Consider the following 24,438-nt stretch of genomic DNA (forward strand, 5'->3'; position numbering starts at 1 on the left):
GTCATTTCAATCGCCGCAGGGCCGGCGCCGCCGGTGCCGCCGGCACGGGCTTGCCGTCCATGAGGTCGCGCAGGCGGGCGCGGGCACGAGAGAGGCGCGACATCACGGTGCCGATCGGCACGCCCGTGATGCGTGCCGCCTCTTCGTATCCGAGGTCTTGCAGGGTGACGAGCAGCAGCACCTCGCGTTGTTCCGCGGGCAGGCGCAACAGGCATCGCTGCAGGTCCAGCGCCTGGTCCGGGATGCCGTCCGGAGCGGTGAGTTCGTGCGCGACGTCGTCCACGTCCACGCGGCTGGAGGCCTGCTGCCGAACCGCCCGCCGCGCGCCGTCGATGAACAGGTTGTGCATCAGCGTGAACAGCCATGCGCGCAGGTCGCTGCCGGCCGCCCACAGGCTCCAGCGCTGGCAGGCGCGTTCCAGCGTGTCCTGTACCAGGTCGTCGGCTGCCCAGGAGTCTCCGGTGAGCGAGCGCGCATAGCGTCTCAGGTCCGGGATGTGCCCCACGAGGCTGTTCGGCGCGGAGGAGGGCATGGAGTGAGCCTACTCCAGCCGCGCCGGCCGCGAAACAGGCGCGTCGACCACCCGTTGACTAAGCCACGCCGGCCGGCCGAAGATTGCGACCCGCGGGACGGGTCCGACCATCCAGCCACGCCGCCTGGCCATGCTCAGGGACGGGCCGCGTGCCACATGTTGTTGAAGCCGTCCCCCGTGCGGTCACCCGGCTTGGTGTCCTTCGCCCAGTAGTACACCGGCTTGCCGCGCCAGGCCCACTGGCGGCTGCCGTCATCGCGCACGACCACCGACCAGTCGCCCGAACCGGTGTCGGCCGCAGTGGCCATCAGCGGCGGCCAGTTGGTCGCGCAGCCGCCGTTGCACATCGACTTCCCCGCTCCCATGGGATCACGGTCGAAGGTGTAGAGGGTCATGCCGTTCGAGCCGACCAGCACGCCGTCGGCGACGGTGGCTGGCGTGCCAGCGGAGGTCATGGAAGTGCAGGCCGCGAGCACCAGGGCGGCGGCAACGGGGGCGAGGCGGGGCAGCAAGCGCATCGTGTTCTCCGGTGGGTGTTCTTGCCGGATGAACGCTTTGCTGCCGCGGTTTATTCCGCCGGACCGGTCAGCGGTGCCGTTGCTTCATGGCGCGCTCGACTTCGCGCTTGCCCTCGCGGTCCTTGATCGTGTCCCGCTTGTCGTGGGTGGCCTTGCCGCGCGCCAGGGCGATTTCGACCTTCACCCTGCCGGCCTTCCAATACAGCTGGATGGGCACGAGGGTATGGCCCTTCTGCTCCACCTTGCCGATCAGGCGGCGGATTTCGTCCTTGTGCATCAGCAGCTTGCGGGTGCGGGCGGCCTCCGGATTGACGTGGGTCGAGGCGGTCTTCAGCGGGTCGATGTGGCAGCCGATCAGGAACAGCTCGCCGTCGCGGATCACCACGTAGCCCTCGGTGATCCGCGCCTTGCCCTCGCGCGCCGCCTTGACTTCCCAGCCTTGCAGCACGATCCCCGCCTCGTGGCGCTCCTCGAAGAAATAGTCGAACGCGGCCTTCTTGTTGTCGGCGATGCGGGAGGGGGCTTCTTTTTTGGCGGACATGGGTCTTGGGGGCTGCGCTGCAGGCTCGCGCGCAGTCGACGAGGCGGGCCGCTCGGGCGGCACGGCGGAACAGGGATCCGGCTGACAGGTGAGGGCGCTGCCGGCTCTCTACAATCCCGCGCGGGTCCGCAATTCTCCATGAAAACCGTCCACAAGTCCGTGCTCATCTGGTACAGCGCCGAAGAGATGTTCGCGCTGGTCACCGACGTGGCGAAGTACTGCGAGTTCCTTCCCTGGTGCGACCGGTCGAAGGTCCTTGCGCTCGAGCCGGACGGCATGAAGGCCGAGATCGGCATCGCCATTTCCGGAATCCACCAGACCTTCACCACGCGCAACACGCATGTGCCCGGGCGCGAGGTGCGAATGAAACTGGTCGACGGCCCGTTCTCCAACCTGGATGGCTGCTGGAAATTCGTGCCGCTGGGCACGGGCCAGCGGGCGTGCAAGGTGACCCTCGAACTGCAGTACGGCTTCAAGAACGCGGCACTCGCTGCGCTCGTCGGCCCGGTGTTCGACCGCATCGCCGGCAACCTGGTGGATGCTTTCGTCAAGCGCGCCGAACAGGTCTACGGGTGAAGACGGTGCACGTGAGCGTCCTGTACTCGCCTGCGCCGCGCGAGGTGCTGGAATGGAACCTGGACCTGCCCGAGGGTGCGACCGTGCGCGACGCGGTGCTCGCGAGCGGCTGGCGCGACGCCGTTCCCGCAACGGCGGTGCCCGACGTCGGCGTGTGGGGTCGGTGCTGCGGGCCGCAGCACTTGCTGCGCGATGGCGATCGGGTGGAGATCTACCGGGAACTGGTGGCCGACCCGAAGGTGGCGCGCCGGGAGCGCTTCCGCAAGCAGGGTGCGCGGGCCGCCGGACTGTTCGCGACGCGGCGGCCTGGCAGCAAGCCCGGTTACTGAGGAGTGCAGTCGCGCGCGATGATGTCGTTCAGCCGCTTCACTTCGGCGGCCCGGTCGCTGTCGCTGAGGTACTCGCGTTCGCCCTGGCTGTTGAAGCGCGTGATGCGCGCGCCGGTGTCGAAGCCCGCCTTCGACGCCTTCGCCCGGTTGCAGTTGTCGTTGCGCAGCGCCACGTAGCTTGCCTGTTCGGCCTTCTTCTTGTCGGCCTCGGCGGCGGCAAGCTGCTTCCTGCGCTCCTCGAGCGACTTGTCCTTGCCGGCCGGCTTGGGCGTGGGGCCGGACTTGTCCGCTGCCGCTTCGGCAGGCGCTGCAGCGACGGTCGCGGGGGTGGCCGACGGCGCGGGCAGCGCCACGCCCCTGGGCGCCTTCACGATGTGTTCCGTCGGAACGTCGGGGCTCGGTGCGCGATCGCTGAACACCTTGCGGCCGTCCTTGTCCACCCAGATCCATTGCGCGGACGCGACCAGGGGCAGGGCACATGCAAGGGCGAGCAGGGCGATGCGGGCAGCTTTCATGCGTTTCAGTGTAGCTCGGCAGGCCCGCGAAGCAGCAGGGCGAATTGCCTCTCCGTGGCGCGCAAGCCCCAGCGGTGCCGTGCGAAATTGCACGCGGGTACAATCCTTTTTTTGGAGCTATCAGAATGCGCCTTCTTGGAAAAGCGCTCACCTTCGACGACGTGTTGCTGGTGCCGGCGTTCTCCCAGGTCCTGCCCAAGGACACCTCCCTCGCGACCCAGCTGTCCCGAAACATCCAGCTGAACCTGCCGCTCGTGTCCGCCGCCATGGACACCGTCACGGAAGCGCGCCTCGCGATCGCCATCGCCCAGGAAGGCGGCATCGGCATCGTCCACAAGAACCTCACGGCGCAGCAGCAGGCTGCCGAAGTCGCGCGCGTCAAGCGCTACGAGTCCGGTGTCCTGCGCGACCCGGTGGTCATCACGCCGCAGCACACAGTGCGGCAGGTGATCGCGATGCAGGAGCAACTGGGGATCTCCGGCTTCCCGGTCCTCGATGGCGGCAAGGTGGTGGGCATCGTGACCGGGCGCGACCTGCGCTTCGAGACGCGCTACGACGTACCGGTCAGCCAGATCATGACCCCGCGCGACAAGCTGATCACCGTCCGCGAAGGCACCAGCGCGGCCGAGGCCAAGGCGCTCCTGAACAAGCACAAGCTGGAACGCCTGCTGGTCATCAACGACGCCTTCGAGCTCAAGGGCCTGATCACGGTCAAGGACATCACGAAGCAGACCAGCTTCCCCAACGCCGCGCGCGACGCGAGCGGCCGATTGCGCGTGGGCGCGGCCGTCGGCGTGGGGGAGGGCACCGAGGAGCGCGTCGAAGCGCTCGTGAAGGCGGGTGTCGACGTGATCGTCGTCGACACGGCGCACGGCCACAGCAAGGGCGTGATCGAACGCGTGCGCTGGGTGAAGCAGAACTATCCGCAGGTGGACGTGATCGGCGGCAACATCGCCACCGGCTCCGCGGCGCGGGCGCTGATCGAAGCCGGCGCCGATGCGGTGAAGGTGGGCATCGGCCCGGGCTCGATCTGCACGACGCGCATCGTCGCGGGGGTCGGCGTGCCGCAGATCACCGCCATCGACAACGTCGCCACGGCGCTGGCGGGCAGCGGCGTGCCGCTGATCGCGGACGGTGGCGTGCGCTACTCCGGGGACATCGCGAAAGCCATCGCCGCCGGTGCGCACACGGTGATGATGGGCGGGATGTTCGCCGGCACCGAGGAAGCGCCGGGCGAGATCGTCCTGTACCAGGGCCGCAGCTACAAGAGCTACCGCGGCATGGGCTCCATCGGCGCCATGCAGCAGGGCAGCGCGGACCGCTACTTCCAGGAAGCGACCAGCACCAACCCGAACGCGGACAAGCTCGTTCCGGAAGGCATCGAGGGGCGCGTGCCGTACAAGGGCTCGCTCGTCTCCATCGTGTACCAGCTGGCCGGCGGCGTGCGCGCGGCGATGGGCTACTGCGGCTGCGCGAACACCGAGGAGATGCGCCAGCGCGCCGAGTTCGTCCAGATCACGGCGGCGGGCATGCGCGAGAGCCACGTGCACGACGTGCAGATCACCAAGGAAGCGCCGAACTACCGGGCCGACTGATCTGGCCAGAATTGCGCGGTCTGGCCTGATCCTTTATGATCAGGCCAGAATTTTATTTCTGGCCAGACTCATGCAGACCATCCCCGTCCACCAGGCGAAGGACCGCTTCTCGGCGCTATTGCAGGCCGTCGAGGAGGGGGAGGAAATCGTCATCACGCGGCACGGCAAGCGGATCGCCCGCATCGTCAAGGAGACGGAAGCGGTTCCCTCCGATAGCGAGCGTGAACGCGTGCACCGCGAGGCCATCGCGCGTCTCGAGGCGTACCAGCAGCGCGCGCAGGTGCAGCCCGCGATCGAGGGCTACACCGACTGGAAGAGCCTCAGGGACACGGATCGCAAGTGAAGCCTACCGTCCTGGACGCCTCCGCCGCCGCGGCCTGGGTGCTGCCCGATGAATCGAGCGACTCGGCCAAGCAGCTCTATGCGCATGCCTGCATGGAGGACGCCGAATTCCACGCCCCGCTGCTGTGGCAGTGGGAGATGGGCAACATGCTGCTGGTCGCGCAGCGGCGCAACCGCATCGTGTCCGGCGCCGCCGAGGACGCCTTGCAGGCGCTCGCGGCCGTACGGCTCCAGTTCGATGCGGCGCCCGACCTGCATCGCCAGCTGCAGATCCTGCGCCTTGCACAAACCCACGACCTGACCTATTACGACGCCGCGTACCTGGAACTGGTGCTCCGGCTCAACGGCCAGCTGGCCTCCCGCGACCGCCAGCTTCTCGATGCGGCGCGCGCCTGCGGAATCGTCTGCCTCAGCTTCTGAACCGCCATGCAACACGACAAGATCCTCATCCTCGACTTCGGCTCGCAGGTTACCCAGCTGATCGCCCGCCGCGTGCGCGAGGCGCACGTGTATTCCGAAGTGCACCCCTGTGACGTGAGCGACGCCTGGGTGCGCGAGTACGCGGCCGACGGCAAGTTGAAGGGCGTGATCCTCTCCGGCAGCCATGCTTCGGTGTACGAGGAGTCCACCGACAAGGCGCCCCAGGCCGTGTTCGAGCTGGGCGTGCCGGTGCTGGGCATCTGCTACGGCATGCAGACCATGGCGCACCAGCTCGGTGGCAAGGTCGAAAGCGGCCACAAGCGCGAGTTCGGCTTCGCGTCGGTCCGCGCACGCGGCCACACCGAACTGCTGCGCGACATCGCCGACTTCACCACGCCCGAAGGCCACGGCATGCTCAACGTGTGGATGTCGCACGGCGACAAGGTCGTGGAGATGCCGCCCGGCTTCCGGCTGATGGCATCGACCGAGAGCTGCCCGATCGCCGGCATGGCCGACGAAGCGCGCCGCTTCTATGCGGTGCAGTTCCATCCGGAGGTCACGCACACCGTCCAGGGCCACGCCATCCTGGAACGCTTCGTGCGCGGCATCTGCCAGGCGCAACCCGACTGGGTGATGCGCGACCACATCGCCGAAGCCGTGGAGTCCATCCGCAAGCAGGTGGGCGACGAGGAGGTGATCCTCGGGCTGTCCGGCGGGGTCGATTCGTCGGTGGCTGCGGCGCTGATCCACCGCGCCATCGGCGACCAGCTCACCTGCGTGTTCGTGGACCACGGCCTGCTGCGGCTGGACGAAGGCGACATGGTGATGGACATGTTCGCGGGCAAGCTGCACGCGAAGGTCGTGCGCGTGGACGCCGCCGACCTGTTCCTGGGCAAGCTGGCCGGCGTCAGCGACCCCGAAGCCAAGCGCAAGATCATCGGCGGCCTGTTCGTCGACGTTTTCAAGGCCGAGGCCGCGAAGATCAAGCAGACGCACCAGCGCCACGTCGCCTGGCTGGCGCAGGGCACGATCTACCCGGACGTCATCGAGTCCGGCGGGGCCAAGAGCAAGAAGGCCGTGACGATCAAGAGCCACCACAACGTGGGCGGGCTGCCCGAGCAGCTCGGGCTCAAGCTGCTGGAGCCGCTGCGCGACCTGTTCAAGGACGAAGTGCGCGAGCTGGGCGTGGCGCTGGGCCTGCCGCCGGAGATGGTGTATCGCCATCCTTTCCCCGGCCCGGGCCTCGGTGTACGCATCCTGGGCGAGGTGAAGAAGGAGTACGCGGACTTGCTGCGGCGCGCCGATGCGATCTTCATCGAGGAACTGCGCAACTTCCGCGACGGCAACAGCGGCAAGACCTGGTACGAGCTCACCAGCCAGGCGTTCACCGTCTTCCTGCCGGTCAAGAGCGTGGGCGTGATGGGCGACGGCCGCACCTACGATTACGTCGTGGCGCTGCGGGCCGTGCAGACCAGCGACTTCATGACCGCGGATTGGGCGGAACTGCCCTACGCGCTGCTGAAGAAGGTCTCCAGCCGCATCATCAACGAGGTGCGCGGGATCAACCGCGTCACCTACGACGTGAGCAGCAAGCCGCCCGCGACCATCGAGTGGGAGTGACGGGGACACCATGCGCACCAACCTGAACGTCCCGTTCGCCGAGAAGGACGAGGCGAAGGCGCTCGGCGCCCGCTGGGATCCCGCCCGCAAGTGCTGGTACGTCCAGGACCGGGACCTCGGCGCCTTCGCGCGCTGGCTGCGCGAACCGGGCGCGCCCGCGGTCGCACCGGCGACCACCCCGGCGAAGGCGCCTCGCACCGGTCCCGCGCAGCCGCCTGCGCACTGCGGCTGCGACGTCCTGCCCTGGGAGCCCTGCATCCACACGCCCGGCTGAAGCGGCCGCGGTGGGGCGCCCGCTTGCGGGCACAATCGGCGCCATGTACCAGCCGCCGCAATTCCGGTCGCAGGACCCCGCCATCGCGGCGGCGCTCATGCGCGGGCACGCGTTCGCGAGCCTGATCTCCACGGACGACACGGGCTTCCCCTTCGTCACGCACCTGCCGCTGCACCTGGAAGAGGGCCCCGGCGGATTCGTCCTGTGGGGCCACTGCGCCAGGCCCAACCCGCACTGGCGCTACCTGCAGGCGCGCCCCGAAGCGCTGGCGACCTTCATGGGACCGCACGCCTACCTGTCTCCCAAGGTCTACCCGGACCTGCAGCGCGTGCCGAGCTGGAACTACCTCACCGTGCATTGCAAGGTGCGCGCCACCCTCGTCGAGGACGACGCGGGCAAGGACGCCCTGCTGAAGAAGCTCATTGGCGACAACGAGCCGGCGTACGCGAAACAGTGGATAGGCCTCGGCCCGGATTTCCAGCACAAGATGCTGGCCGGCATCGTCGGTTTCCGCCTCGACGTGCTGGAATGGAGCTGCAAGCTGAAGCTGAACCAGCACCGGCCCGAGGCGCATGCGGCGCAGCATGCGACTTACGGGGCCGGCGGCGAAGCCGAGCGGGAGCTCGCCGGCTGGATGGAGCGGCTCGGCATGGAGGGGAAATGATGCGTGCGGTGTTCAGTATCGTGGGCCTGGTGCTCGTGCTCGCCATCGTCGGCGTGGTGGCGAAGAAGCAGTTGACGGCAGGCGTCGCGCCCCAGGTCTCCGGCGCACCCGGCGGCCCGGCGGCGACGCCGCAGCAGCAGGTGCAGCAGTTCCAGAAGGCCGCCGAAGCCGCGATGCAGCAGGCGCGCCCGATGCCCGACGACCCGAAGTGACCGGCAGCGAGCGCGACGCGCACTTCATGCGCGAGGCGCTCGCGCAGGCCCGGCTCGCGCTCGCGGCCGGCGAGGTGCCCGTCGGCGCCGTGGTGGTCCACGGCGACACCGTGATCGGGCAGGGGCACAACGCACCGGTGGCCAGCCACGACCCGACCGCGCACGCCGAGATCCGCGCCCTGCGCGCGGCGGCCCAGGCGCTCGGCAACTACCGGCTGGACGGCTGCGAGCTGTTCGTGACCCTGGAGCCGTGCACCATGTGCAGCGGCGCCATGCTCCATGCGCGCCTCGCACGCGTCGTGTACGCCGCGGCCGACCCGAAGACCGGAGCCGCGGGCTCCGTCATCGACCTGTTCGCGCAGAAACGCCTGAACCACCAGACCGAGGTCGCGGGTGGCGTGCTCGCCGATGAAGGCAGCAGCCTGCTCGCGGAGTTCTTCCGCCGCCGCCGGCAGGAGGCCCGCATGAATGCCCAAGCCCTGCGCGACGACGCGCTGCGCACGCCCGACGAACGCTTCGCGAACCTGCCCGGCTATCCGTGGGCGCCGCACTACGTGAGCGATCTCCCGTCGCTCGCGGGCCTGCGGATGCACTACCTGGACGAGGGACCGCGCGATGCGCCGCGCACCTGGCTGTGCCTGCATGGCAATCCGGCGTGGAGCTACCTGTACCGGCGCATGATTCCGGTGCTGCTCGCCAACGGCGACCGCGTGGTCGCGCCGGACCTGGTCGGCTTCGGCAAGAGCGACAAGCCCAAGCGCGATGCGGCGCACACCTTCGAATGGCACCGGCAGGTGCTGCTCGAGTTCGTCGAGCGGCTGGACCTGCGCGGCATCGTGCTGGTCGTGCAGGACTGGGGCGGCCTGCTCGGGCTCACCTTGCCGATGGAAGACCCGGACCGCTACCGCGGTCTGTTGGTGATGAACACGACGCTCGGCACGGGGGACGTGCCGCTGTCGCCGGGCTTCCTCGCCTGGCGCGAGATGAACGCGAAGAACCCGGGCTTCGATGTCGCGCGCCTGTTCGCCCGCGGCAATCCGCACATGAGCGCGGCAGAATGCGCCGCTTACAACGCGCCGTTCCCGGACGCGGGCCACCGCGCCGCGCTGCGTGCCTTTCCCGCCATGGTGCCCGATCACCCCGATGCGAACGGCGCTGCGATCTCGCGCCAGGCGCGCCACTTCCTCGCGACCGAGTGGAAAGGCCAGACGCTGATGGCGATCGGCGCGCAGGACCCGGTGCTCGGGGTTCCCGTGATGCAAGCGCTGAGCGCGCAGATCCGCAACTGCCCCGCGCCGCTGGTGCTGCCGCAAGCGGGGCACTTCGTGCAGGAGCACGGCGAGGAGATCGCACGCGAGGCAGTGGGATACTTCCGGGCGTGACGCAACGCATCTACATCTATTCGCCCTCCAGTGCCGTGCGCAACACGGCCGCCGTGCGGCGCGGCATCGCGCGCCTGAAGGCGCTGGGCCACGAAGTCCAACTCGACCCCGACGTTTTCGCCACGCACATGCGCTTCGCGGGCGACGACGCGACGCGGCTCGCCGGGATCGAGCGTGCGGCGGCCAGCGGCGCGGACATCGCGATCATCACCCGCGGCGGCTACGGCCTCACGCGCCTGCTGCCTGCGCTTCCCTACAAGAAGATTGCGAAGGCCATCGACCGCGGGATGAAGTTCGTGGGCCTGAGCGACTTCACGGCGTTCCAGAACGCCGTGCTCGCGCAAACCGGGCGGGTGAGCTGGTCGGGGCCGGCCGTCGGCGAGGACTTCGGCGTGGAGTCCGAGCCCGACGAGATCATGCAGGCCTGCTTCGAGGACCTCGCGAGCGGGCAGGGCGAGGGCACGGGCTGGCAGTTGCCCACGAGCGAACGCGTCGAGCGGCCGCTGCAGGCGAAGGGCGTGCTCTGGGGCGGCAACCTCGCCGTGCTGTCCGCGCTCGCGGGGACGCCCTGGATGCCGCAGGTCAAGGGCGGCATCCTGTTCCTGGAGGACGTGCACGAGCACCCGTACCGCATCGAGCGGATGCTGACCCAGTTGCTCTATACGGGCGTGCTGCAGAAGCAGAAGGCGATCCTGCTCGGGCACTTCACGAACTGGGTTCCGGTGCCGCACGACAAGGGCTTCAAGCTGAAGACGGTGATCGACTGGCTGCGCCAGCAAGTGAAGGCGCCGGTGCTGACCGGGCTGCCGTTCGGGCACGTGCCGACCAAGGTCTGCCTGCCGGTCGGCGCGAACGTCACGCTGGCCGCCGAAGGCCGGGACGCTTTCCTGCTCTGGGGCCATACGCACTGAGCGGCTCCATGAAAAAAGCGCGGGCCGTCCCGCGCTTTCCTGCTCGCCCGTGCGCCCTCAGCTCACGAGCGGGCTGGGCCGGGAATTCAGGCTGACGGGCAGCAGCCCCTGGAACATCGCGGTGAGGCGCTGCACCTTGTGGCGTGCCGTGGCTTCTCCATGGAGCGTGGCCAGGGCGGCGAGCACGTCACCGCGCAGATACCAGAGCGCCTGCACGTCCTGGGCGTAACGCACGCGGCGCGTCACGTTCGCGAACGAGCGGCCGCCGGGTTCGGCCAACAGGGCAAGCATCGCCTCGCGGATGTCCTCCGTCCCGGTCTCGAGGACGGAGTCGCTCGGGAGGACGGGATTGCCCAGCAAACCATAGATGCTGTCACGCAGACTGCCTTTGAACCAACGCATACTTGCTCTCGCCAACGTTTCTTGTGAACCGAAGGTACCCTCCAGCGGCCGAGGCTGGCAAGCCTGGGCAGTGACAGAGTTCACGGAACGCGCCGCGCAAACCGCAGAGCTTGGTAACGGACGGTGAGGCTTGCCGACCGTCCGTCGGCCAGAGCCCCTCCGCCCGTGGGTCTGGGCCTCAGGCCGGTTCGCTGGAACGCACGGCCAGCACGGGAACCGGCGAGAGGCGCAACACCTGCTCCGCGCCGCTGCCGAGCAGCACGCGCGACACCCCGCGGCGGCCGTGCGTTCCCACGACCACCAGGTCGGCGTCCCAGTTGCGGGCTTCGCCGGCGATCAACTCGCCCAGGCGGCCGCCCGGCAGTTCCATCAGCTTCGTGTCGGCGGGGACGCCCGCAGCGCGGGCCTTGTCCGCGGCGTCCACCAGCACCTTCTGGGCGAAGTCGCGCGCGACCTGCAGCAAGTCGGCGCTGTATTCGTAGCCCGTGAGATAGGCCAGTTCGTCGAGCACATGCACGAGGTGCACGCGCCCCTGGCTTTCCTTGGCCAGTTGCAGGGCCGAGGCCAGTGCCTTTTCGCAGGTTTCGCTGCCGTCCACCGGCACGAGGATGCGCTTGTACATGTCGATCTCCAAAAGCGGTGAATCCATCTTGGCGCAGCCTGCGCGACGGCACTTGAGGCCCGTCAACCAGAGCGGACTTTGCGGCTCAGGCTAGGACGATTCCTAGCCGCCCTAGTCGCGGCGGCAGGCCCGATTCGGAGTTCTCCGAGCCTGTGTTTCAGGCGTGGCCGATGTTGCGAAGCGCGAGGCTGCGAGATGCTTCGTCCCATGATGTCGAACGGTTCGATCAAGGTGTTCCTCGCAGACGACTCGCAGCAGATCCGCGAGCGCGTGAACTCCATCCTGGGCGCGGCGCACATGGACATCGTCGGTGAAGGCGCCACCCCGGACAGCTGCGTCGCCGGCATCCTGCAATTGCATCCGGACGTCGTGGTGCTCGACGTCCAGCTCGAAGGCGGCACCGGACTCGAAGTCCTGAAGGCCGTGCGTTCCGCCGATCCTGGCGTCGCCTTCGTCGTTTTCAGCAACAACGCCGCCGCCGCGTATCGCAAACGCTACCTCCAGGAGGGCGCGGCGCAGTTCCTGGACAAGAGCACCGAGTTCGACCAGCTTGCAGAGGCCGTCGCGAAAGCCGGCCGGCGTGCCGTTCATTGAGTACCCAGACCCCAAGACGATAGAGGCCACCATGCAAACCGCCACCCCGACCCCCGCCACCACCGCCGCCCCCATCCGCTTCTTCGAACGCGCGCAGCGCGCCGTCGGGGACGAGTCCGCGGCGACGCGGGCGCTGTGCTCGACATGCCACCTGAAGGACCTGTGCCTTCCGTGCGGGTTGAACGGCGTGGACCTCGAGCGGCTCGACGGCCTGAAGTTCGCCCGCCGCCGCGTGAAGGAAGGGCAGGCGCTTTATCACGAGGGCGACCGCTTCCAGTTCATCTACGCGGTGCGCAGCGGCACCTTCAAGTCCACGCTGAACCTGCGGGACGGGCGCGAGCAGGTGACGGGCTTCCAGATGGCCGGGGAACTTCTCGGCCTCGACGGGCTGGCCGCAGGCAAGCATGCGAGCAGCGCGGTGGCACTCGAAGACGCGGAGATCTGCGCCATCCCGTACGCCCATCTGAGCGAGCTGGCCGCCACCAGCGCCGAACTGCAGCACGTGATCTCCCGGCTGATGAGCCGCGAAATCGTGCGCGAGCACAGCCTCATGATGCTCCTGGGCAGCATGAACGCGGAGGAGCGCCTGGCTGCCTTCCTGCTGAACATCTCCCAGCGCATGAAGGCGCGCGGCTACTCGGCAAGCGAGTTCCACCTGCGCATGTCCCGCGCCGAGATCGGCAGCTACCTCGGCATGAAGCTCGAGACCGTCAGCCGCACGTTCTCCGCCTTCGCCCAGCAGCGCCTGCTGGAGGTCGACAAGAAGCACGTGCGAATCACCGATCTGCCGGGTCTGCAGCGAGCATTCGACCTGCGCGTCCAGTAAAGTACCCGGACTCTCCAGGAGTCCAGGACTTTCGATGAAGTACAAGGACTATTACGCGGCACTCGGCGTGCCGCGGGATGCCGACGCGGAGGCCATCAAGAAGGCGTACCGCAAGCTCGCGCGCCAGCACCACCCCGACGTCTCCAAGGCACCCGAGGCCGAGGCACGCTTCAAGGAAGTGGCCGAGGCCTACCAGACCCTCAAGGACCCCGAGAAACGCGCTGCCTACGACGCGCTGGGCAGCCGCCGCGGCGGCGAGGAATTCCGGCCGCCGCCGCAATGGGAAAACGAATTCGCCGGCGGGGGCTTCGGCGACGCCTCGTTCTCCGATCTCGACCTGGCCGACCTGCTGGACGCCCTGGCGCGCGGACGGGGACGCGGCGGCGCCGGCGCGTCGCACACCGTCCCGCTGCGTGGGCGTGACTACGAGACCTCCGTGCGTCTCCCGCTGGAGGATGCGCACCGGGGCACCACGATCAACCTGGACGTCACCCACGAGGACGGCACGCGCACGCTGGCGGTCACCGTCCCGGCGGGCGTCACCGACGGCCAGCGGCTGCGCCTGCGCGGCAAGGGCGGACCCGGCCGCAATGGCGGGCCGGCCGGCGACATCTACCTGCACATCACGCTGGCGCCGCACGCGGTATTCCGGCCCGACGGCCACGACCTCGTTTTCGACCTGGCGCTTGCGCCCTGGGAAGCCGCGCTGGGAGCGGAGGTGGAGGTCCCGACGCTGGACGGCCAGGTGCTCCTCACCGTGCCCCACGGCACCCAGTCCGGGCGTAAGCTGCGCTTGCGGGGCCGTGGCATGGCGAACGGCCACGGCGCCCGCGGCGACCTCTACGCCATCGTGCACATCGAAGTGCCTGCCACGCTGACGGCGCGTGAACGCGAATTGTTCGAGGAGCTCAAGCGCGAGTCGAAGTTCGATCCGCGCGCTACCGTTGCCACGGAGCCCATGCATGGCCACTGAACAAAGCGACTTGACCTGGCTCGACCCGCAGCGCCGCATCGAGCAGGGGGAACTGGCGCAGATGTGCAGCCTGACCATCGTGGAGATCCAGGAACTGGTCGAGTACGGCGCGCTCGTGCCGGTGGGCGCGGAGGCCGGGAACGTCCGCCAGTTCAGTGCCAGCTGCGTTCCGCCGCTGCGGGAGGCGATCCGGCTGCGCGCTTACTACGACCTCGACCTGTTCACCGTGAGCCTGCTGCTTGGCTACCTCCAGCGCATCGCGCACCTGGAACAGCAACTGCGGGGGCTGCAGGCCCACATGCCGCATCCGCCGCACTTGCCGCGCGAAGGGCCGACGCCCTGGCGCGAGCCGCACGCCTAGAGCGCCTCGCGCTCAGGCGGGCAGCAGGCTGCGCACGCCATCCGCCAGCAGCGGCGCGAGCGGGATGCCGTTGCTCGCGTGCGGGACGCTGTCGCAGCTCACGACGCGGCTCACGCCGGCGCGGCGCAGCAAGTCGGCCCCTTCCCCATCCAGCAGCGCGTGCACGGCCACGCACAGCGGCTGGCTCCACCCGGCGCCTCGCAGCACTTCGGCCGCTGCCGCGATGGTGTGGCCGCTGGAGACGATGTCGTCCAGCAGGACCGGATTGCGGCCCGAAGGATCGATGGATTGCGACGGCGTGACGGTCACGTCGCGGTCGCCACGCCTCTCCTTGCGCATGACCGTCCACGGCGCGCCAATGCGCTTGGCGACGTCTGCCACCCATTGCTCGCTTTCGCTGTCGGGGCCCACGAGGATCGGGCGTTCGACGTTCCGGGCGATCCAGACCGCCATGGCCGGCGCCGCAGCCACGACCACACTCCGGATCGAATAGATGGCATCCAGGCTGGGCCAGCGGTGCAGGTGTGGATCGACCGTCACCAGGAAATCGAACGTGGAGGAGAGCAGGCGCGCATAGGTGCGTGACGTGATCGCTTCGCCCGGGCGAAACCGGGCGTCCTGGCGCATGTACGGCAGGTAGGGCACCACCAGCCCGAGCTCGCCGGCACCGAGTTCGCGCGCCGCATCGGCGGCAAACAACAGGGGCAGCGTCTTCTCGTCGGGGCGGTCCAGGTGGGCCACGAGCAGCGTCCGCTGGCCGGCGACGCTCGTCGGCAGGCGCACCACGGCTTCTCCGTCGGGGAATCTGTGCACCTCGAGCGTCGCGGCGGTGCAGTGGAGGTGTACGGCCAGCGACTGCGCCAGGCGTTCGGCGCCCGGCAGGGCCAGGATGATCGTGTTCATGCGTCCTCGGCGACGTTCTGCTTGCGTCCGCAGCGCGGATGGTTGGCTAGCGTAAGCGAGTTCGGCGCGACTGTGCGGTGCGAAGCCCGACGGCGGTCGGCCAGAGTGCCGCAACGGTTGGCTGCGGCACGGGCAGGGTGTACCTTACGGTTACCGGCGAGCGCCGGCGAAGGAGCAGCCCATGTTCCAGGATCGCATCGACGCCGCAGAGCAGCTGGCCGACGCGCTGCAAGCCTATCGCGGCCAGCATCCGCTGGTGCTCGCGATTCCGCGGGGCGCGGTGCCCATCGCCGCATGCATCGCCCGTCGGCTCGACGGGGACCTGGACCTGGTGCTCGTGCGCAAGCTGCATGCGCCCGGTGCGCCCGAGTTCGCCGTCGGCGCCGTGGACGAAGCCGGCTGGGTCTACCTGACGCCGCACGCCAACGCGGTGGGTGCCGACAGCGCGTACATCACGGAGCAGAAGCTCCTGCAGCTGGAGGAGCTGCGGCGGCGGCGCGAGCTGTACACGCCCGGTCGCGCATCCATCCCGGCAGCCGGTCGCACCGTCATCGTGGTCGACGACGGCCTGGCGACCGGAGCGACCATGGTGGCGGCCCTCCATGCCGTGCGCCAGCGCGGGCCTGCGCGGCTGGTGTGCGCGGTGCCGGTCGCTTCGGAAGAAGCCCTGAAGCTGGCCCGCAGCCATGCGGATGAGGTGGTCTGCCTCTCCGTACCGCGCCGGTTCGCCGCGGTGGGCCAGTTCTACGCTTCCTTCCCGCAACTGGAGGACGAGGAGGTCATCCGCGTGCTGCAGGAGACGCGACGCCCGACCGATCCCGCGCGCACCGGTCATTCGGGATGAGCCGGCAAAGCCGGCTCGGCAGGGAGGGAATTGACGGGCGTCAACCCCGGTTGACGTCGAGCGCCTATGGTGCAGGAATGCATAAATCCTGGACGTGGGCGGCGCTCTTGCTGGCGCTGCTGATTCCTTCCCTCGCTTCGGCGGCCAACGCGCTCGGCGCCGCCGGGCTGCAGGCCCAGCACACCGCCCTGGCGCCCCAGCTCGCGCGCAACGCCTTCGGCGGGCCGCTGGTCCTGCGCTCCGACGAAGCCTCGCGCCGCATCGACGGCGAGGTGTACGCGGTGCTCGAGCATCCGTTCGCCCGGGTTTCTTCTGCGTTGTCCGATCCGGTCCAGTGGTGCGACATCCTCATCCTGCACCTGAACACCAAGTACTGCCATACGCAAGCCGGACCGGGCGCGACGCGGCTCGACGTGCGCGTCGGCAAGAAGGTGCCGCAGTCGCTGTCGTCGGCCTCGAAGCTGGACTTCAACTGGAAGGAGCCGGTGGTCCGCCCCGACTATGTCGCGGCCAGCATGGAGGCGCCCGACGGCCCGTACGACACCAGCAACTATCGCCTGCTCGCCGAAGCCATCCCCCTGGACGCGAACCACACGTTCCTCCACATGGCCTATGCCACCAGCTACGGCGGAGCCAGCGAGTTCGCCATGCAGCTGTACCTGGGCACGATCGCAAGAGACAAGGTGGGTTTCACGCGGGCGCCCGAGGGCAAAGGCGAGGACGGCTATGTCGGAGGCATGCGCGGCGTGGTGGAGCGCAACACGATGCGCTACTACCTGGCGATCGACGCGTATCTCGATTCGCTGGAGGCTCCCGCCGGCCAGCAGCTGGAACACCGGCTCAAGGCCTGGTTCGACGCGACGGAGAAGTATCCGCGGCAACTGCACGAGGTGCAGCGGGACGAGTACCTGCGCATGAAGCACGACGAGGTGGCGCGGCAGGGCAGGCCGCAGTGAGCGAGGTCGCGGGCGTCACGGGAAGGCGCGGCGCGACTGAGCGTGCCCCGGGAGTTCAGCGCCGGCCCAAGGCCGGGCGCTCGTGGATGGCCTGGCAGGCGGTGCAGAACGGCGTGGCCGGCAGCGCGCGCAGGCGTCGCTCGTCGATCGCCTCGCCGCAGTCCGCGCACTGACCGTAGGTCCCTGCGTCGACGCGCCGCAGGGCGGCGGCGATGCGTTCGAGCTCCTCGATGGCGTGGGTCTGGGCGACTTCGTCCACCTGTGCGCGCGAGTCGATCGCGGCGACATCCTTGAAGTCGACGACGTCGGCGGGCGCGTCCCCGGCCTTCGCGGCTTCGGCGGCGGCATGCAGCAGCGACTGCAGTTCCTGCCTGCGTTCGCGCAGTTGCGCGGCAAGCTGGCTGGTGAGGTCAGGAGAGGGGGCAATCGGCTTCATGGCAGGACCGGCAGTCTGTGAGACTGATTCTTGGGCCTGCGCGTCGGCGCGAGCTTGATCTGGCGCAAGCGCCGGACTTGCGCCCGTACGCAAGCCCGGCGGTTACGATAGGCCCGTGGGACACCGAATCGTGATCATGGGCGTGGCGGGCTGCGGCAAGTCCACCGTGGGCGCCGCCGTCGCCCGGGCGGAGCACCTGCCGCTGGTGGAAGGCGACGACTTCCACAGCGCCGCCAGCCGGGCGAAGATGGCCGGCGGCGTGCCGCTCACCGACGGCGATCGTGCCGACTGGCTCCGCGTGCTGGGCGAACAGCTCGCAGCGCATGGCGAAGGCGTGGTGCTGACCTGTTCGGCGCTGAAGCGCGCCTATCGCGAGCAGCTCCGCGCGGCCGCGCCGGGGCTGCGCTTCGTCTTCCTGGAGATCGGACGCGAGGACGCGCAGAAGCGCGTGTCCACCCGCGGCGCGCATTTCTTTTCGGCGGCCCTGGTGGACAGCCAGTTCGCCACGCTGGAGTCGCCCGTGGGAGAGCCGCTGGTGCTGGCCGTGGACGCGCTCGCGCCGCTGGCCGAGTTGCAGCAACAGGTGAGCGCCTGGCTGCACGCGGCCTGAAGCGGCCGGGAACGTTAGGCGCCGCTCAGTGGGCGGGCGGCTGCGCGCTCACCGGCACCGAGGCCTGCACCTGCACCTGGGCGCCGCTGGCGTTCTTCAGCGTCAAGGTCAGCGGAATGTTCGTGCCGGCCTTCAATGGCGCATGCAGGTGCATCAGCATGATGTGGTAGCCGCCCGGCTTGAGTTCGACCGGCTGGCCGGCAGGCAGCGCAATGCCATCGACTCCGCCCATGCGCATGACGTCGCCATCCATCTTCATCTGGTGGACTTCGGCCATGCCGGCCACCGGCGTGCTCGCGCCTACGAGCACCAGCGGCTCGCCCGCGGTCAGCGTCATGTAGGCGCCGGAGGTCGGCTGGCCCGGCACGGTGGGGCGGGCCCACGCGTGGGCGATCGTGAGCTTGGGGGCGGACTGCGCGAACGAGGCGAATGCGGCGCAGAGCAGGGCGCCAGCGATCCAGGTCTTCTTCATGGACTGATCTTTCTTGAATGAATGCGGTTTGACGCGGCGCCGCGAGGAATTCGCGGACTTCGACGTCGCAATGGGCGGTGCGCGCTATCGGCCGGTCGCGTGTGCAGCCGGCCGTGGCGGATCAGGCGAGAGTGGGAGGCCCGCGCGCGGGCAGGGGAGCGCTGGCGCGGACCGCGACGCGGTCTGCCCCGCGCAGCGTCGGCGCGCCGGCCAGCGGTGCGCTGCGCGCAAGAGCGGTGGCGGAGTTCGCCGGCGGCGCGAGGACGCCGATGCACAACGCGCACTTCAGCGTGTGCGTGCTGCCAGGGGCGCCGTCGTTGCCCCGATGACCGAGATCCTGGCCCGCGGCCGCCACCGAGCAGATCGGGTCGAGCGGCGAAGCGTGCAACACGGGCGAGAGGCCCGCGACGCCGAGGAAGAGGACGAACCACGCGAGCGCGAGCGCGGCGGCACGGCGGCTGGTCCTGGGCAGGTTCATGGCCGGTCGATTATCGGGCAAGCCCGCCGGCGTCGCGCGCGCCTGGCTGCCAGTGCAGCGTCCGCTCTTGGGGCGCGCTGGGGGCGTCATGACGTGCACGCAACTGACCGCAGCCGCCCTCCACGTCCTGCGCCGCGGACTGGCGCAGCTTGGTGAGGATGCCGCGCCGATGCAGCGTGCGCGCGATCTCCGCGGCGCGTTCCCAGCTCGGTCGGCGGAAATCCAGGCCGTCGACGCGGTTGAACGGAATCATGTTCAGCACGCCGTACTTGCCGGACAGCAGGCGCACGATGCCTTCGATCTCGTCCGCGCCGTCGTTGATCCCTTCCAGCAGCGTCCACTGGTACTGGATCGGATAACCGGTGGCACGCGCGTAACGTTCGCCGGCGTCGACGAGTTCCTGTGGCGTCATGCGAGGCGCGCGCGGCAGCAGTTGCTCGCGCAGCTCCGGCCGGGTCGTGTGCAGGGAAAGCGCCAGCGCGGGCTTGACCCGTCCCTGCGGCAGGCGCTCGAACACCCGCGGGTCGCCCACCGTGGAGAAGACCAGGTTCTTGTGGCCGATGTTGCCCGCCGTCCCTAGCAGTTCGATGGCTTCCAGCACGTTGTCCAGGTTGTGGGCCGGCTCGCCCATGCCCATGAAAACGACCTTCTTCACCGGGCGGCGCGTGCGCGCGAGCGCCACCTGCGCCACCATCTCGGCGCTCCCAAGTTGCCGCAGCAGCCCGTCGCGGCCGGTCATGCAGAACACGCACTTCACGGCGCAGCCCACCTGCGAGGAGATGCACAGGCCATCCCGCGGCAGCAGCACGCTCTCCACGGTCTGGCCATCCGCGAGTTCGACCAGCAAGCGCTCCGAACCGTCGTCGGCCGGATGCGCGGAGCGCAGCCGCGCCAGCCCGGCGAGCTCGGATTCCAGGGCGGGCAGGGCGGCCAGCAGGGCGGCCGGCAGGAAGTGCTCGGGCCTGCGCTTGCCGCTGGACTGGGGCAGGGCATTGCTCCAGAGGCGCAGCACGCGCTGCTCGTGCACCGGCCCTGCACCGGCGGCACGCAAGCGTTCGCGCAGGGCCGAGAGCTGCATCACGCGGGATTCAGCTCGCGCGCCAGCTTCACGAAGAAGTCGAGGCTCGCGGGGTTGGCCATCGCGTCCGCGCTGGCGACCTTGCCCGGTGCGGCGCCCAGCAGCAGCTTGCGCACGGGGACTTCCATCTTCTTGCCCGTGAGCGTGCGCGGTACCTCCGCGATGGCGTAGACCTGGTCGGGCACATGCCGCGCCGAGGCCTTGGTGCGGATCTGCGCCAGCACCTTCTTCTTGAGCGCCTCGTCGAGCGCGTGGCCCGGCTGCAGCACGACGAACAAAGCGAGGAAGGACGGGCGTCCGAGGTATTCGAGGTCCACCACCAGGCTGTCGCGGATCTCGGGCAGTTCCTCCACCACGCGATAGATTTCCGCCGTCCCCATGCGGATGCCGAAGCGGTTGATCGTACTGTCCGAGCGGCCATAGATCACCGCCGTGCCGCGCCCGGTGAAACGGATCCAGTCTCCGTGCCGCCAGACACCGGGGAAGGTCTCGAAATAGCTTTCCCGGTAACGCTGGCCCTGCGCGTCGCCCCAGAAGAACAGCGGCATGGAAGGCATCGGCTGGGTCACGACCAGCTCGCCCACCTCGTCGACCACGGCGTGGCCGCCCTCGTCGAAGGCGTACGCCGCCACGCCGAGCTCGCGGCACTGGATCTCGCCCGCAGTGACCGGCAGCGAAGGCGCACAGGCGACGAAGCCCGAAGCGATGTCGGTGCCGCCGCTGATGGAGGCCAGCCAGAGGTCCTTCTTCACGGCTGCGTAGACCCACAGGTAGGCCTCGATGGGCAGGGGCGAGCCGGTGGAGTTGATCGCCCGCAGGCGTTCGAAGCGCGCGAACTCGCCGGGCCGCACGCCCTCCTTCATGCAATTGGCCAGGTAGGCCGCGCCGCAGCCGAGGAGGGTGACGCCCTGCTCGTCGACGAAGCGCCAGAGCGCCTGCGCATCCGGCCACGCGGGATTGCCGTCATAGAGCACCACCGTCGCGCCCAGCAGCAAGGCGCCCACCTGCAGGTTCCAGACGATCCAGCCCGTGCTGCCCAGGAACATCATGCGGTCGCCGGGACGCACGTCGTGCTGCAGCGCCATCGTCTTCAGGTGCGTCAGCACGATGCCGCCGTGGCCGTGCACCATCGCCTTGGGCAGGCCGGTCGTGCCGGAGGAATAGACGATCCACAGCGGATGGTCGAACGGCAGGCGCTCGAAGCGCAGCTCAGCGGGTTCGGCGATGGCAGCGCGCCAGTCCATGCGATCGCGCCAGTCCACGACCCGCTCCTGCGCGAGCGGCCCCGGCACGTGGATCACGGTCCGCACGCAAGGCAAGGCCCGCAGCAAGTCGCCGACCACTGCGGCGCGGTCGTGCGTCTTGCCGTTGTAGCGGTAACTGTCGCTGGCGAGCAGGAGCCTGGGTTCGATCTGCTGCAGCCGGTCGAGGACCACCGACGGGCCCATGTCCGTCGCGCAACTGGACCAGATGGCCCCGATGCTGGCACAGGCCAGGAACGCGACGACCGTCTCGGGCTGGTTGGGCAGGTAGGCGGCGACGCGGTCGCCGGCCTGGATGCCCAGCGCACGCAGCCGGGCCGCCAGTGCGCCGACCTGGTCCTGCAGCTCGCGCCAGGACACCTCGCGCACGCCGGCTTCGCTGCGCGCGACGATCGCAGGTCGCTGGTCGGTCGCGTTGCGGAACACGTGTTCGGCGTAATTCAGCCGCGTGTTCGGGAACCAGCGCGCACCCGGCATCTGCCGCGAGCCGAGAACGGGCACGGGCGCACCATCCGCCTGGACCTCGAAGAAGTCCCAGACAGACCGCCAGAAACTGTCCAACTCGTCCACCGACCATTGCCAGAGCGATGGGTAGTCGTCCAGCCGCAGGCCGCGCTCCTGCGCGAGCCAGCGCTGGTACTCGGCCAGCCGCGTCGCCTGGACCTGTTCGGCAGAGGGCGTCCAGAGCACCGTGCCTTCCTGGACCGTCGCTGCCAGTTCGTTTTCTTGATTTGACATAATACGCATCGTATCAGTGAGACCGACAGTTACGGTGAGGCCCGGAACCGGCCGATCTCTTGTAAAAAGCCGCTCGCCGGCCTGCACAAGGCCGCGCTGCACACACCACAAGGGAGACTCCATGCAGCTCGCCACGCGACTTTCCGTCGTCGCCGCCATCGCCGTCCTCGCGGGTTGCGCATCGGCGCCGAACATCCCCGCCAATCCACCCGGCAAGCACCTCGTGTACTGGGACTCCAACGGGAACGCGATCCGCCAGTTCGACTATCCCGACGACAAGTTCTGCCGCAAGGTCGAATCCGTCGCCGGCCGCGCCGCACGTTGCCAGGCCGGCCCCGCACCGGGCCTGCAGGCTCGCGCGACCCTGCGCTATACGCCGCCCGGCGTGCTGGTCCAGGGCCACTATGCCGACCTGGCGCGCTGCCGTGCCGACACCAGCTCGATGTCGCCCGGCGTCGAATTGATCAACGGCTGCACGACCAAGTGAGCGTCGCCGCGAGCGCCTGAGGCCCGCGGGAGGCGCTTCGGTCACCACTTGCCCCTGGGCTGGCGGTTGCGGATGGCGGCCGCGATGAGTTCGGCCGCGTCCGGGCGCTTGCCCCGCTGGGCGAAATCGACGGCCGACAGGCCCAGCTGGTTGCGCAGGGTCGGATCGGCGCCGGCCTCCAGCAGCGCCCGCACGGCCGCCGTCGACCCGTACATGGCGGCCATCATGAGCGGCGTCGTCTTGTTCGGCGACTCCGCGTCGATGTACGCGTTCTCGTCCAGCAGCAGCGCGATGATGTCCACATGGCCGGCCGTGGCCGCATAGTGCAGCGGCGTCCAGCCCGGCTTGTTCACATCCGCATCGCGCGCGATCAGCTTGCGCACCTGCTCCTTGTAGCCCTTGAACGCCGCGATCATCAGCGGGCTTTCGTCCTTGGCGCTGCGCCATTCGACCTGGGTCTTCGGCCAGGCGATCAGCACGTCGGCGGCCTTTAGCGAGCCGAGCTGCAAGGCCAGGAACAATCCCTGCCGTCCCTTCGGATCGACCGTGTTCGCATCGAAGCCGCGCTGCAGCAGCTCGGTCACCGCCTGCGGATCGTCCCGCGTGATCGCGACGAAGAAATCGTCGTACGAGCCCGCCCACGACCACGGCAGCGCGAACGCAAGGACGAGGGCGGCGATGAAGCGGATGCGGTTTCTCATGACTGGACGCCCGTGAACAGCGCCTCGAAGTTGCGGCTGGTGAGCTCGCCCACCGCCTCGGCGGACAGGCCGCGCAGCTCCGCGATCTGGCGGGCCACGAAGGGAACGTAGGACGGGTTGTTGACCTTGCCGCGGTACGGCACCGGCGCGAGATACGGGCTGTCCGTCTCGATCAGCATGCGATCGAGCGGCACGAAGCGCGCCACCTCACGCAGGTCCGCCGCGCTCTTGAAGGTCAGGATGCCGGAAAACGAGATGTGGAAGCCCAGGTCCAGCGCGGCGCGCGCCACCTCCGCGGTTTCCGTGAAGCAATGGAACACGCCGCCGGCTGCCCCGGGCGAGCCGTCCTCGCCCTCCTCCCGCAGGATCGCGATCGTGTCGTGCGAGGCCGCCCGCGTGTGGATGATCAGCGGCTTGCGGCAACGTTGCGCCGCGCGGATGTGCGTGCGGAAGCGCTCGCGCTGCCACTCCAGGTCCGCCACGCTGCGGCCGCCCTTGCGCTCTTCCATCTGGTAGTAGTCCAGCCCGGTCTCGCCGATCGCGACGACCCTGGGCAGCGCAGCGAGCTCCAGCAGGCGATCCACCGTGGGCTCCTCGATGTCCTCGCTGTCCGGATGCACTCCGACGGAGGCCCAGAAATTGTCGTAGCCGGTCGCCAGCGCGTGGACCGAAGCGAATTCCTCCAGCATCGTGCAGATGCAGAGGGCCCGATCGACCTGCGCCTCGGCCATGGCCTGGCGGATCTGTGGCAGCTGGGAGGCGAGCTCGGGGAAGCTCAGGTGGCAGTGGGAATCGACGAACATGGGTCCAATGCGAAGGCGCCGCACGGCGGTGCCGGGCGGCGCTGCTGGCGGTCCCCGATTCTAGGTGCGCCGGTTTCCCGGCCGCACGCGGGCTAGATGGTCTGGGTGGGACGCTCGGAGCTCAGGTGGCCGCCGAGGACTTCCTCGATCTTCACCTTGAGCAGCTTGGACTTGTCGTCCGCCGGAAACCGCACTCCCACGCCCTGGGTACGGTTGGCCGCAGCGCGTGCCGGCGTGACCCAGGCCACCTTGCCGGCGACGGGATAGCGCTGCGGGTCGTCCGGCAAGGACAGCAGCACGTACACGTCGTCACCGAGCTTGTAGTCGCGCGTGGTCGGGATGAACACGCCGCCGTCGGCGAACAGCGGGATGTACGCGGCGTACAGCGCAGCCTTCTCCTTGATGGCGAGCTGGATGACGCTGGGGCGTGGCGTGTTCGGGGCGGCGGCGGTGCTCATGGC

34 protein-coding genes are annotated in these 24,438 nt (G+C 69.1%); 19 read left to right on the forward strand and 15 right to left on the reverse strand.

All coding sequences use genetic code 11. From position 1 onward, the window contains the following. Position 1: 1 nt before the first annotated feature. The 3 genes from JJB11_RS16675 to smpB all read right to left on the reverse strand — a co-directional run bounded on the left by JJB11_RS16675 (position 2) and on the right by smpB (position 1,591). On the reverse strand, positions 2-532 hold the full coding sequence (locus tag JJB11_RS16675; protein ID WP_201173788.1) for an RNA polymerase sigma factor: 531 nt from the start codon (positions 530-532) through the stop codon (positions 2-4). Between the two features lie 134 nt (positions 533-666). Next, on the reverse strand, positions 667-1,050 hold the full coding sequence (locus tag JJB11_RS16680; protein ID WP_201173791.1) for a COG4315 family predicted lipoprotein: 384 nt from the start codon (positions 1,048-1,050) through the stop codon (positions 667-669). Positions 1,051-1,117: 67 nt separating this feature from the next. Continuing rightward, the gene (gene smpB / locus JJB11_RS16685; RefSeq protein ID WP_201173799.1) at positions 1,118-1,591 is read right to left on the reverse strand and encodes an SsrA-binding protein SmpB; all 474 of its coding nucleotides are present in this window, start codon (positions 1,589-1,591) and stop codon (positions 1,118-1,120) included. 138 nt (positions 1,592-1,729) lie between these two features. Between smpB and JJB11_RS16690 the strand changes: the two genes are divergently transcribed. Beyond that, positions 1,730-2,167 carry a type II toxin-antitoxin system RatA family toxin gene (locus JJB11_RS16690; protein WP_201173802.1) on the forward strand — a complete coding sequence of 146 codons (438 nt, stop codon included), beginning with the start codon at positions 1,730-1,732 and terminating at the stop codon, positions 2,165-2,167. A gap of 11 nt (positions 2,168-2,178) precedes the next feature. After that, on the forward strand, positions 2,179-2,496 hold the full coding sequence (locus tag JJB11_RS16695) for an RnfH family protein (RefSeq protein WP_201964892.1): 318 nt from the start codon (positions 2,179-2,181) through the stop codon (positions 2,494-2,496). Here the strand turns inward: JJB11_RS16695 and JJB11_RS16700 are convergent. Further along, complete coding sequence (locus JJB11_RS16700; protein ID WP_201173804.1) at positions 2,490-3,011, reverse strand: DUF4124 domain-containing protein; 522 nt, start codon at positions 3,009-3,011, stop codon at positions 2,490-2,492. The genes JJB11_RS16695 and JJB11_RS16700 overlap by 7 nt on opposite strands. 125 nt (positions 3,012-3,136) lie before the next feature. Here JJB11_RS16700 and guaB point away from each other — a divergent pair, with 125 nt between their 5' ends. From guaB to JJB11_RS16745, 9 genes are all read left to right on the forward strand, one after another. Further along, a complete protein-coding gene (gene guaB / locus JJB11_RS16705) occupies positions 3,137-4,606 on the forward strand; it encodes an IMP dehydrogenase (RefSeq protein WP_201173811.1) in 1,470 nt (489 codons plus the stop codon). A 70-nt stretch (positions 4,607-4,676) separates the two neighbouring features. Further along, the gene (locus JJB11_RS16710) at positions 4,677-4,949 is read left to right on the forward strand and encodes a type II toxin-antitoxin system Phd/YefM family antitoxin (protein ID WP_201173813.1); all 273 of its coding nucleotides are present in this window, start codon (positions 4,677-4,679) and stop codon (positions 4,947-4,949) included. Further along, on the forward strand, positions 4,946-5,368 hold the full coding sequence (locus JJB11_RS16715) for a PIN domain-containing protein (protein ID WP_201173816.1): 423 nt from the start codon (positions 4,946-4,948) through the stop codon (positions 5,366-5,368). The genes JJB11_RS16710 and JJB11_RS16715 overlap by 4 nt, the downstream gene beginning before the upstream one ends. 6 nt (positions 5,369-5,374) lie before the next feature. Continuing rightward, positions 5,375-6,988 carry a glutamine-hydrolyzing GMP synthase gene (gene guaA / locus JJB11_RS16720; RefSeq protein ID WP_201173819.1) on the forward strand — a complete coding sequence of 538 codons (1,614 nt, stop codon included), beginning with the start codon at positions 5,375-5,377 and terminating at the stop codon, positions 6,986-6,988. A gap of 10 nt (positions 6,989-6,998) precedes the next feature. Beyond that, on the forward strand, positions 6,999-7,262 hold the full coding sequence (locus JJB11_RS26070) for a DUF5710 domain-containing protein (RefSeq protein ID WP_201964893.1): 264 nt from the start codon (positions 6,999-7,001) through the stop codon (positions 7,260-7,262). 43 nt (positions 7,263-7,305) lie between these two features. Continuing rightward, a complete protein-coding gene (locus tag JJB11_RS16730) occupies positions 7,306-7,926 on the forward strand; it encodes an FMN-binding negative transcriptional regulator (protein ID WP_201173822.1) in 621 nt (206 codons plus the stop codon). After that, a complete protein-coding gene (locus JJB11_RS16735) occupies positions 7,926-8,138 on the forward strand; it encodes a hypothetical protein (RefSeq protein WP_201174309.1) in 213 nt (70 codons plus the stop codon). Before JJB11_RS16730 ends, JJB11_RS16735 begins: the two co-directional genes overlap by 1 nt. Further along, entirely contained in the window at positions 8,135-9,520 is a 1,386-nt protein-coding gene (tadA, locus tag JJB11_RS16740) for a tRNA adenosine(34) deaminase TadA (protein ID WP_201964895.1), read from the forward strand. Before JJB11_RS16735 ends, tadA begins: the two co-directional genes overlap by 4 nt. Beyond that, positions 9,517-10,431 (forward strand): LD-carboxypeptidase, encoded by a 915-nt coding sequence (locus JJB11_RS16745; protein WP_201173832.1) that lies wholly within the window; start codon positions 9,517-9,519, stop codon positions 10,429-10,431. The genes tadA and JJB11_RS16745 overlap by 4 nt, the downstream gene beginning before the upstream one ends. 57 nt (positions 10,432-10,488) lie before the next feature. Here the strand turns inward: JJB11_RS16745 and JJB11_RS16750 are convergent, their stop codons facing one another. Together JJB11_RS16750 and JJB11_RS16755 are read right to left on the reverse strand one after the other, a co-directional pair. Continuing rightward, positions 10,489-10,833, reverse strand: a complete 345-nt coding sequence (locus tag JJB11_RS16750) for a hypothetical protein (RefSeq protein WP_201173845.1) — start codon at positions 10,831-10,833, stop codon at positions 10,489-10,491. A 178-nt stretch (positions 10,834-11,011) separates the two neighbouring features. Further along, positions 11,012-11,455 carry a universal stress protein gene (locus tag JJB11_RS16755; RefSeq protein WP_201173847.1) on the reverse strand — a complete coding sequence of 148 codons (444 nt, stop codon included), beginning with the start codon at positions 11,453-11,455 and terminating at the stop codon, positions 11,012-11,014. 207 nt (positions 11,456-11,662) lie between these two features. On the opposite strand from JJB11_RS16755, the gene JJB11_RS16760 reads away from it, so the two are divergent. The 4 genes from JJB11_RS16760 to JJB11_RS16775 are packed head-to-tail and all read left to right on the forward strand — an operon-like array spanning position 11,663 to position 14,209. Then, the gene (locus JJB11_RS16760) at positions 11,663-12,049 is read left to right on the forward strand and encodes a response regulator (RefSeq protein WP_201964897.1); all 387 of its coding nucleotides are present in this window, start codon (positions 11,663-11,665) and stop codon (positions 12,047-12,049) included. A 31-nt stretch (positions 12,050-12,080) separates the two neighbouring features. Beyond that, positions 12,081-12,875, forward strand: coding sequence for a helix-turn-helix domain-containing protein (locus JJB11_RS16765; RefSeq protein WP_201173848.1), 795 nt, complete (start codon positions 12,081-12,083; stop codon positions 12,873-12,875). Positions 12,876-12,909: 34 nt separating this feature from the next. After that, the gene (locus JJB11_RS16770) at positions 12,910-13,848 is read left to right on the forward strand and encodes a DnaJ C-terminal domain-containing protein (protein WP_201173854.1); all 939 of its coding nucleotides are present in this window, start codon (positions 12,910-12,912) and stop codon (positions 13,846-13,848) included. Beyond that, entirely contained in the window at positions 13,838-14,209 is a 372-nt protein-coding gene (locus tag JJB11_RS16775; RefSeq protein ID WP_201173856.1) for a chaperone modulator CbpM, read from the forward strand. Before JJB11_RS16770 ends, JJB11_RS16775 begins: the two co-directional genes overlap by 11 nt. Positions 14,210-14,221: 12 nt before the next feature. Here JJB11_RS16775 and JJB11_RS16780 read toward each other — a convergent pair whose 3' ends face one another. Beyond that, the gene (locus JJB11_RS16780) at positions 14,222-15,112 is read right to left on the reverse strand and encodes a ribose-phosphate pyrophosphokinase (protein WP_201173859.1); all 891 of its coding nucleotides are present in this window, start codon (positions 15,110-15,112) and stop codon (positions 14,222-14,224) included. A 181-nt stretch (positions 15,113-15,293) separates the two neighbouring features. On the opposite strand from JJB11_RS16780, the gene JJB11_RS16785 reads away from it, so the two are divergent. Then, on the forward strand, positions 15,294-15,956 hold the full coding sequence (locus JJB11_RS16785) for a phosphoribosyltransferase (protein WP_201173862.1): 663 nt from the start codon (positions 15,294-15,296) through the stop codon (positions 15,954-15,956). Positions 15,957-16,033: 77 nt separating this feature from the next. Beyond that, entirely contained in the window at positions 16,034-16,912 is an 879-nt protein-coding gene (locus JJB11_RS16790; RefSeq protein WP_201173864.1) for a hypothetical protein, read from the forward strand. 55 nt (positions 16,913-16,967) lie between these two features. On the opposite strand, the gene JJB11_RS16795 is transcribed toward JJB11_RS16790, so the two are convergent. Continuing rightward, entirely contained in the window at positions 16,968-17,348 is a 381-nt protein-coding gene (locus JJB11_RS16795) for a TraR/DksA family transcriptional regulator (protein WP_201173866.1), read from the reverse strand. Between the two features lie 136 nt (positions 17,349-17,484). Here JJB11_RS16795 and JJB11_RS16800 point away from each other — a divergent pair, with 136 nt between their 5' ends. Further along, positions 17,485-17,958 (forward strand): gluconokinase, encoded by a 474-nt coding sequence (locus JJB11_RS16800; protein ID WP_201174321.1) that lies wholly within the window; start codon positions 17,485-17,487, stop codon positions 17,956-17,958. 25 nt (positions 17,959-17,983) lie between these two features. Here JJB11_RS16800 and JJB11_RS16805 read toward each other — a convergent pair whose 3' ends face one another. The 4 genes from JJB11_RS16805 to JJB11_RS16820 all read right to left on the reverse strand — a co-directional run bounded on the left by JJB11_RS16805 (position 17,984) and on the right by JJB11_RS16820 (position 21,986). Continuing rightward, entirely contained in the window at positions 17,984-18,430 is a 447-nt protein-coding gene (locus JJB11_RS16805; protein ID WP_201173869.1) for a copper chaperone PCu(A)C, read from the reverse strand. 121 nt (positions 18,431-18,551) lie between these two features. Then, on the reverse strand, positions 18,552-18,908 hold the full coding sequence (locus tag JJB11_RS16810) for a DUF2946 family protein (protein ID WP_201173872.1): 357 nt from the start codon (positions 18,906-18,908) through the stop codon (positions 18,552-18,554). A gap of 10 nt (positions 18,909-18,918) precedes the next feature. Beyond that, positions 18,919-19,986, reverse strand: a complete 1,068-nt coding sequence (locus JJB11_RS16815; protein ID WP_201173874.1) for an RNA methyltransferase — start codon at positions 19,984-19,986, stop codon at positions 18,919-18,921. Then, positions 19,986-21,986 carry an acetoacetate--CoA ligase gene (locus JJB11_RS16820; RefSeq protein ID WP_201173877.1) on the reverse strand — a complete coding sequence of 667 codons (2,001 nt, stop codon included), beginning with the start codon at positions 21,984-21,986 and terminating at the stop codon, positions 19,986-19,988. Before JJB11_RS16820 ends, JJB11_RS16815 begins: the two co-directional genes overlap by 1 nt. 121 nt (positions 21,987-22,107) lie before the next feature. Here JJB11_RS16820 and JJB11_RS26590 point away from each other — a divergent pair, with 121 nt between their 5' ends. Next, positions 22,108-22,473, forward strand: a complete 366-nt coding sequence (locus tag JJB11_RS26590; protein WP_201173880.1) for a hypothetical protein — start codon at positions 22,108-22,110, stop codon at positions 22,471-22,473. A 41-nt stretch (positions 22,474-22,514) separates the two neighbouring features. Here JJB11_RS26590 and JJB11_RS16830 read toward each other — a convergent pair whose 3' ends face one another. From JJB11_RS16830 to JJB11_RS16840, 3 genes are all read right to left on the reverse strand, one after another. Beyond that, a complete protein-coding gene (locus JJB11_RS16830) occupies positions 22,515-23,174 on the reverse strand; it encodes an ankyrin repeat domain-containing protein (RefSeq protein WP_201173882.1) in 660 nt (219 codons plus the stop codon). Continuing rightward, positions 23,171-23,977 carry a TatD family hydrolase gene (locus tag JJB11_RS16835; RefSeq protein ID WP_201173885.1) on the reverse strand — a complete coding sequence of 269 codons (807 nt, stop codon included), beginning with the start codon at positions 23,975-23,977 and terminating at the stop codon, positions 23,171-23,173. Before JJB11_RS16835 ends, JJB11_RS16830 begins: the two co-directional genes overlap by 4 nt. A 92-nt stretch (positions 23,978-24,069) precedes the next feature. Beyond that, a complete protein-coding gene (locus JJB11_RS16840) occupies positions 24,070-24,435 on the reverse strand; it encodes a PilZ domain-containing protein (RefSeq protein WP_201173890.1) in 366 nt (121 codons plus the stop codon). Positions 24,436-24,438: the final 3 nt, after the last annotated feature.

The sequence above is a fragment of the Ramlibacter ginsenosidimutans genome, from assembly GCF_016654015.1.
GTDB classification, from domain to species: Bacteria; Pseudomonadota; Gammaproteobacteria; order Burkholderiales; family Burkholderiaceae_C; genus Ramlibacter; species Ramlibacter ginsenosidimutans.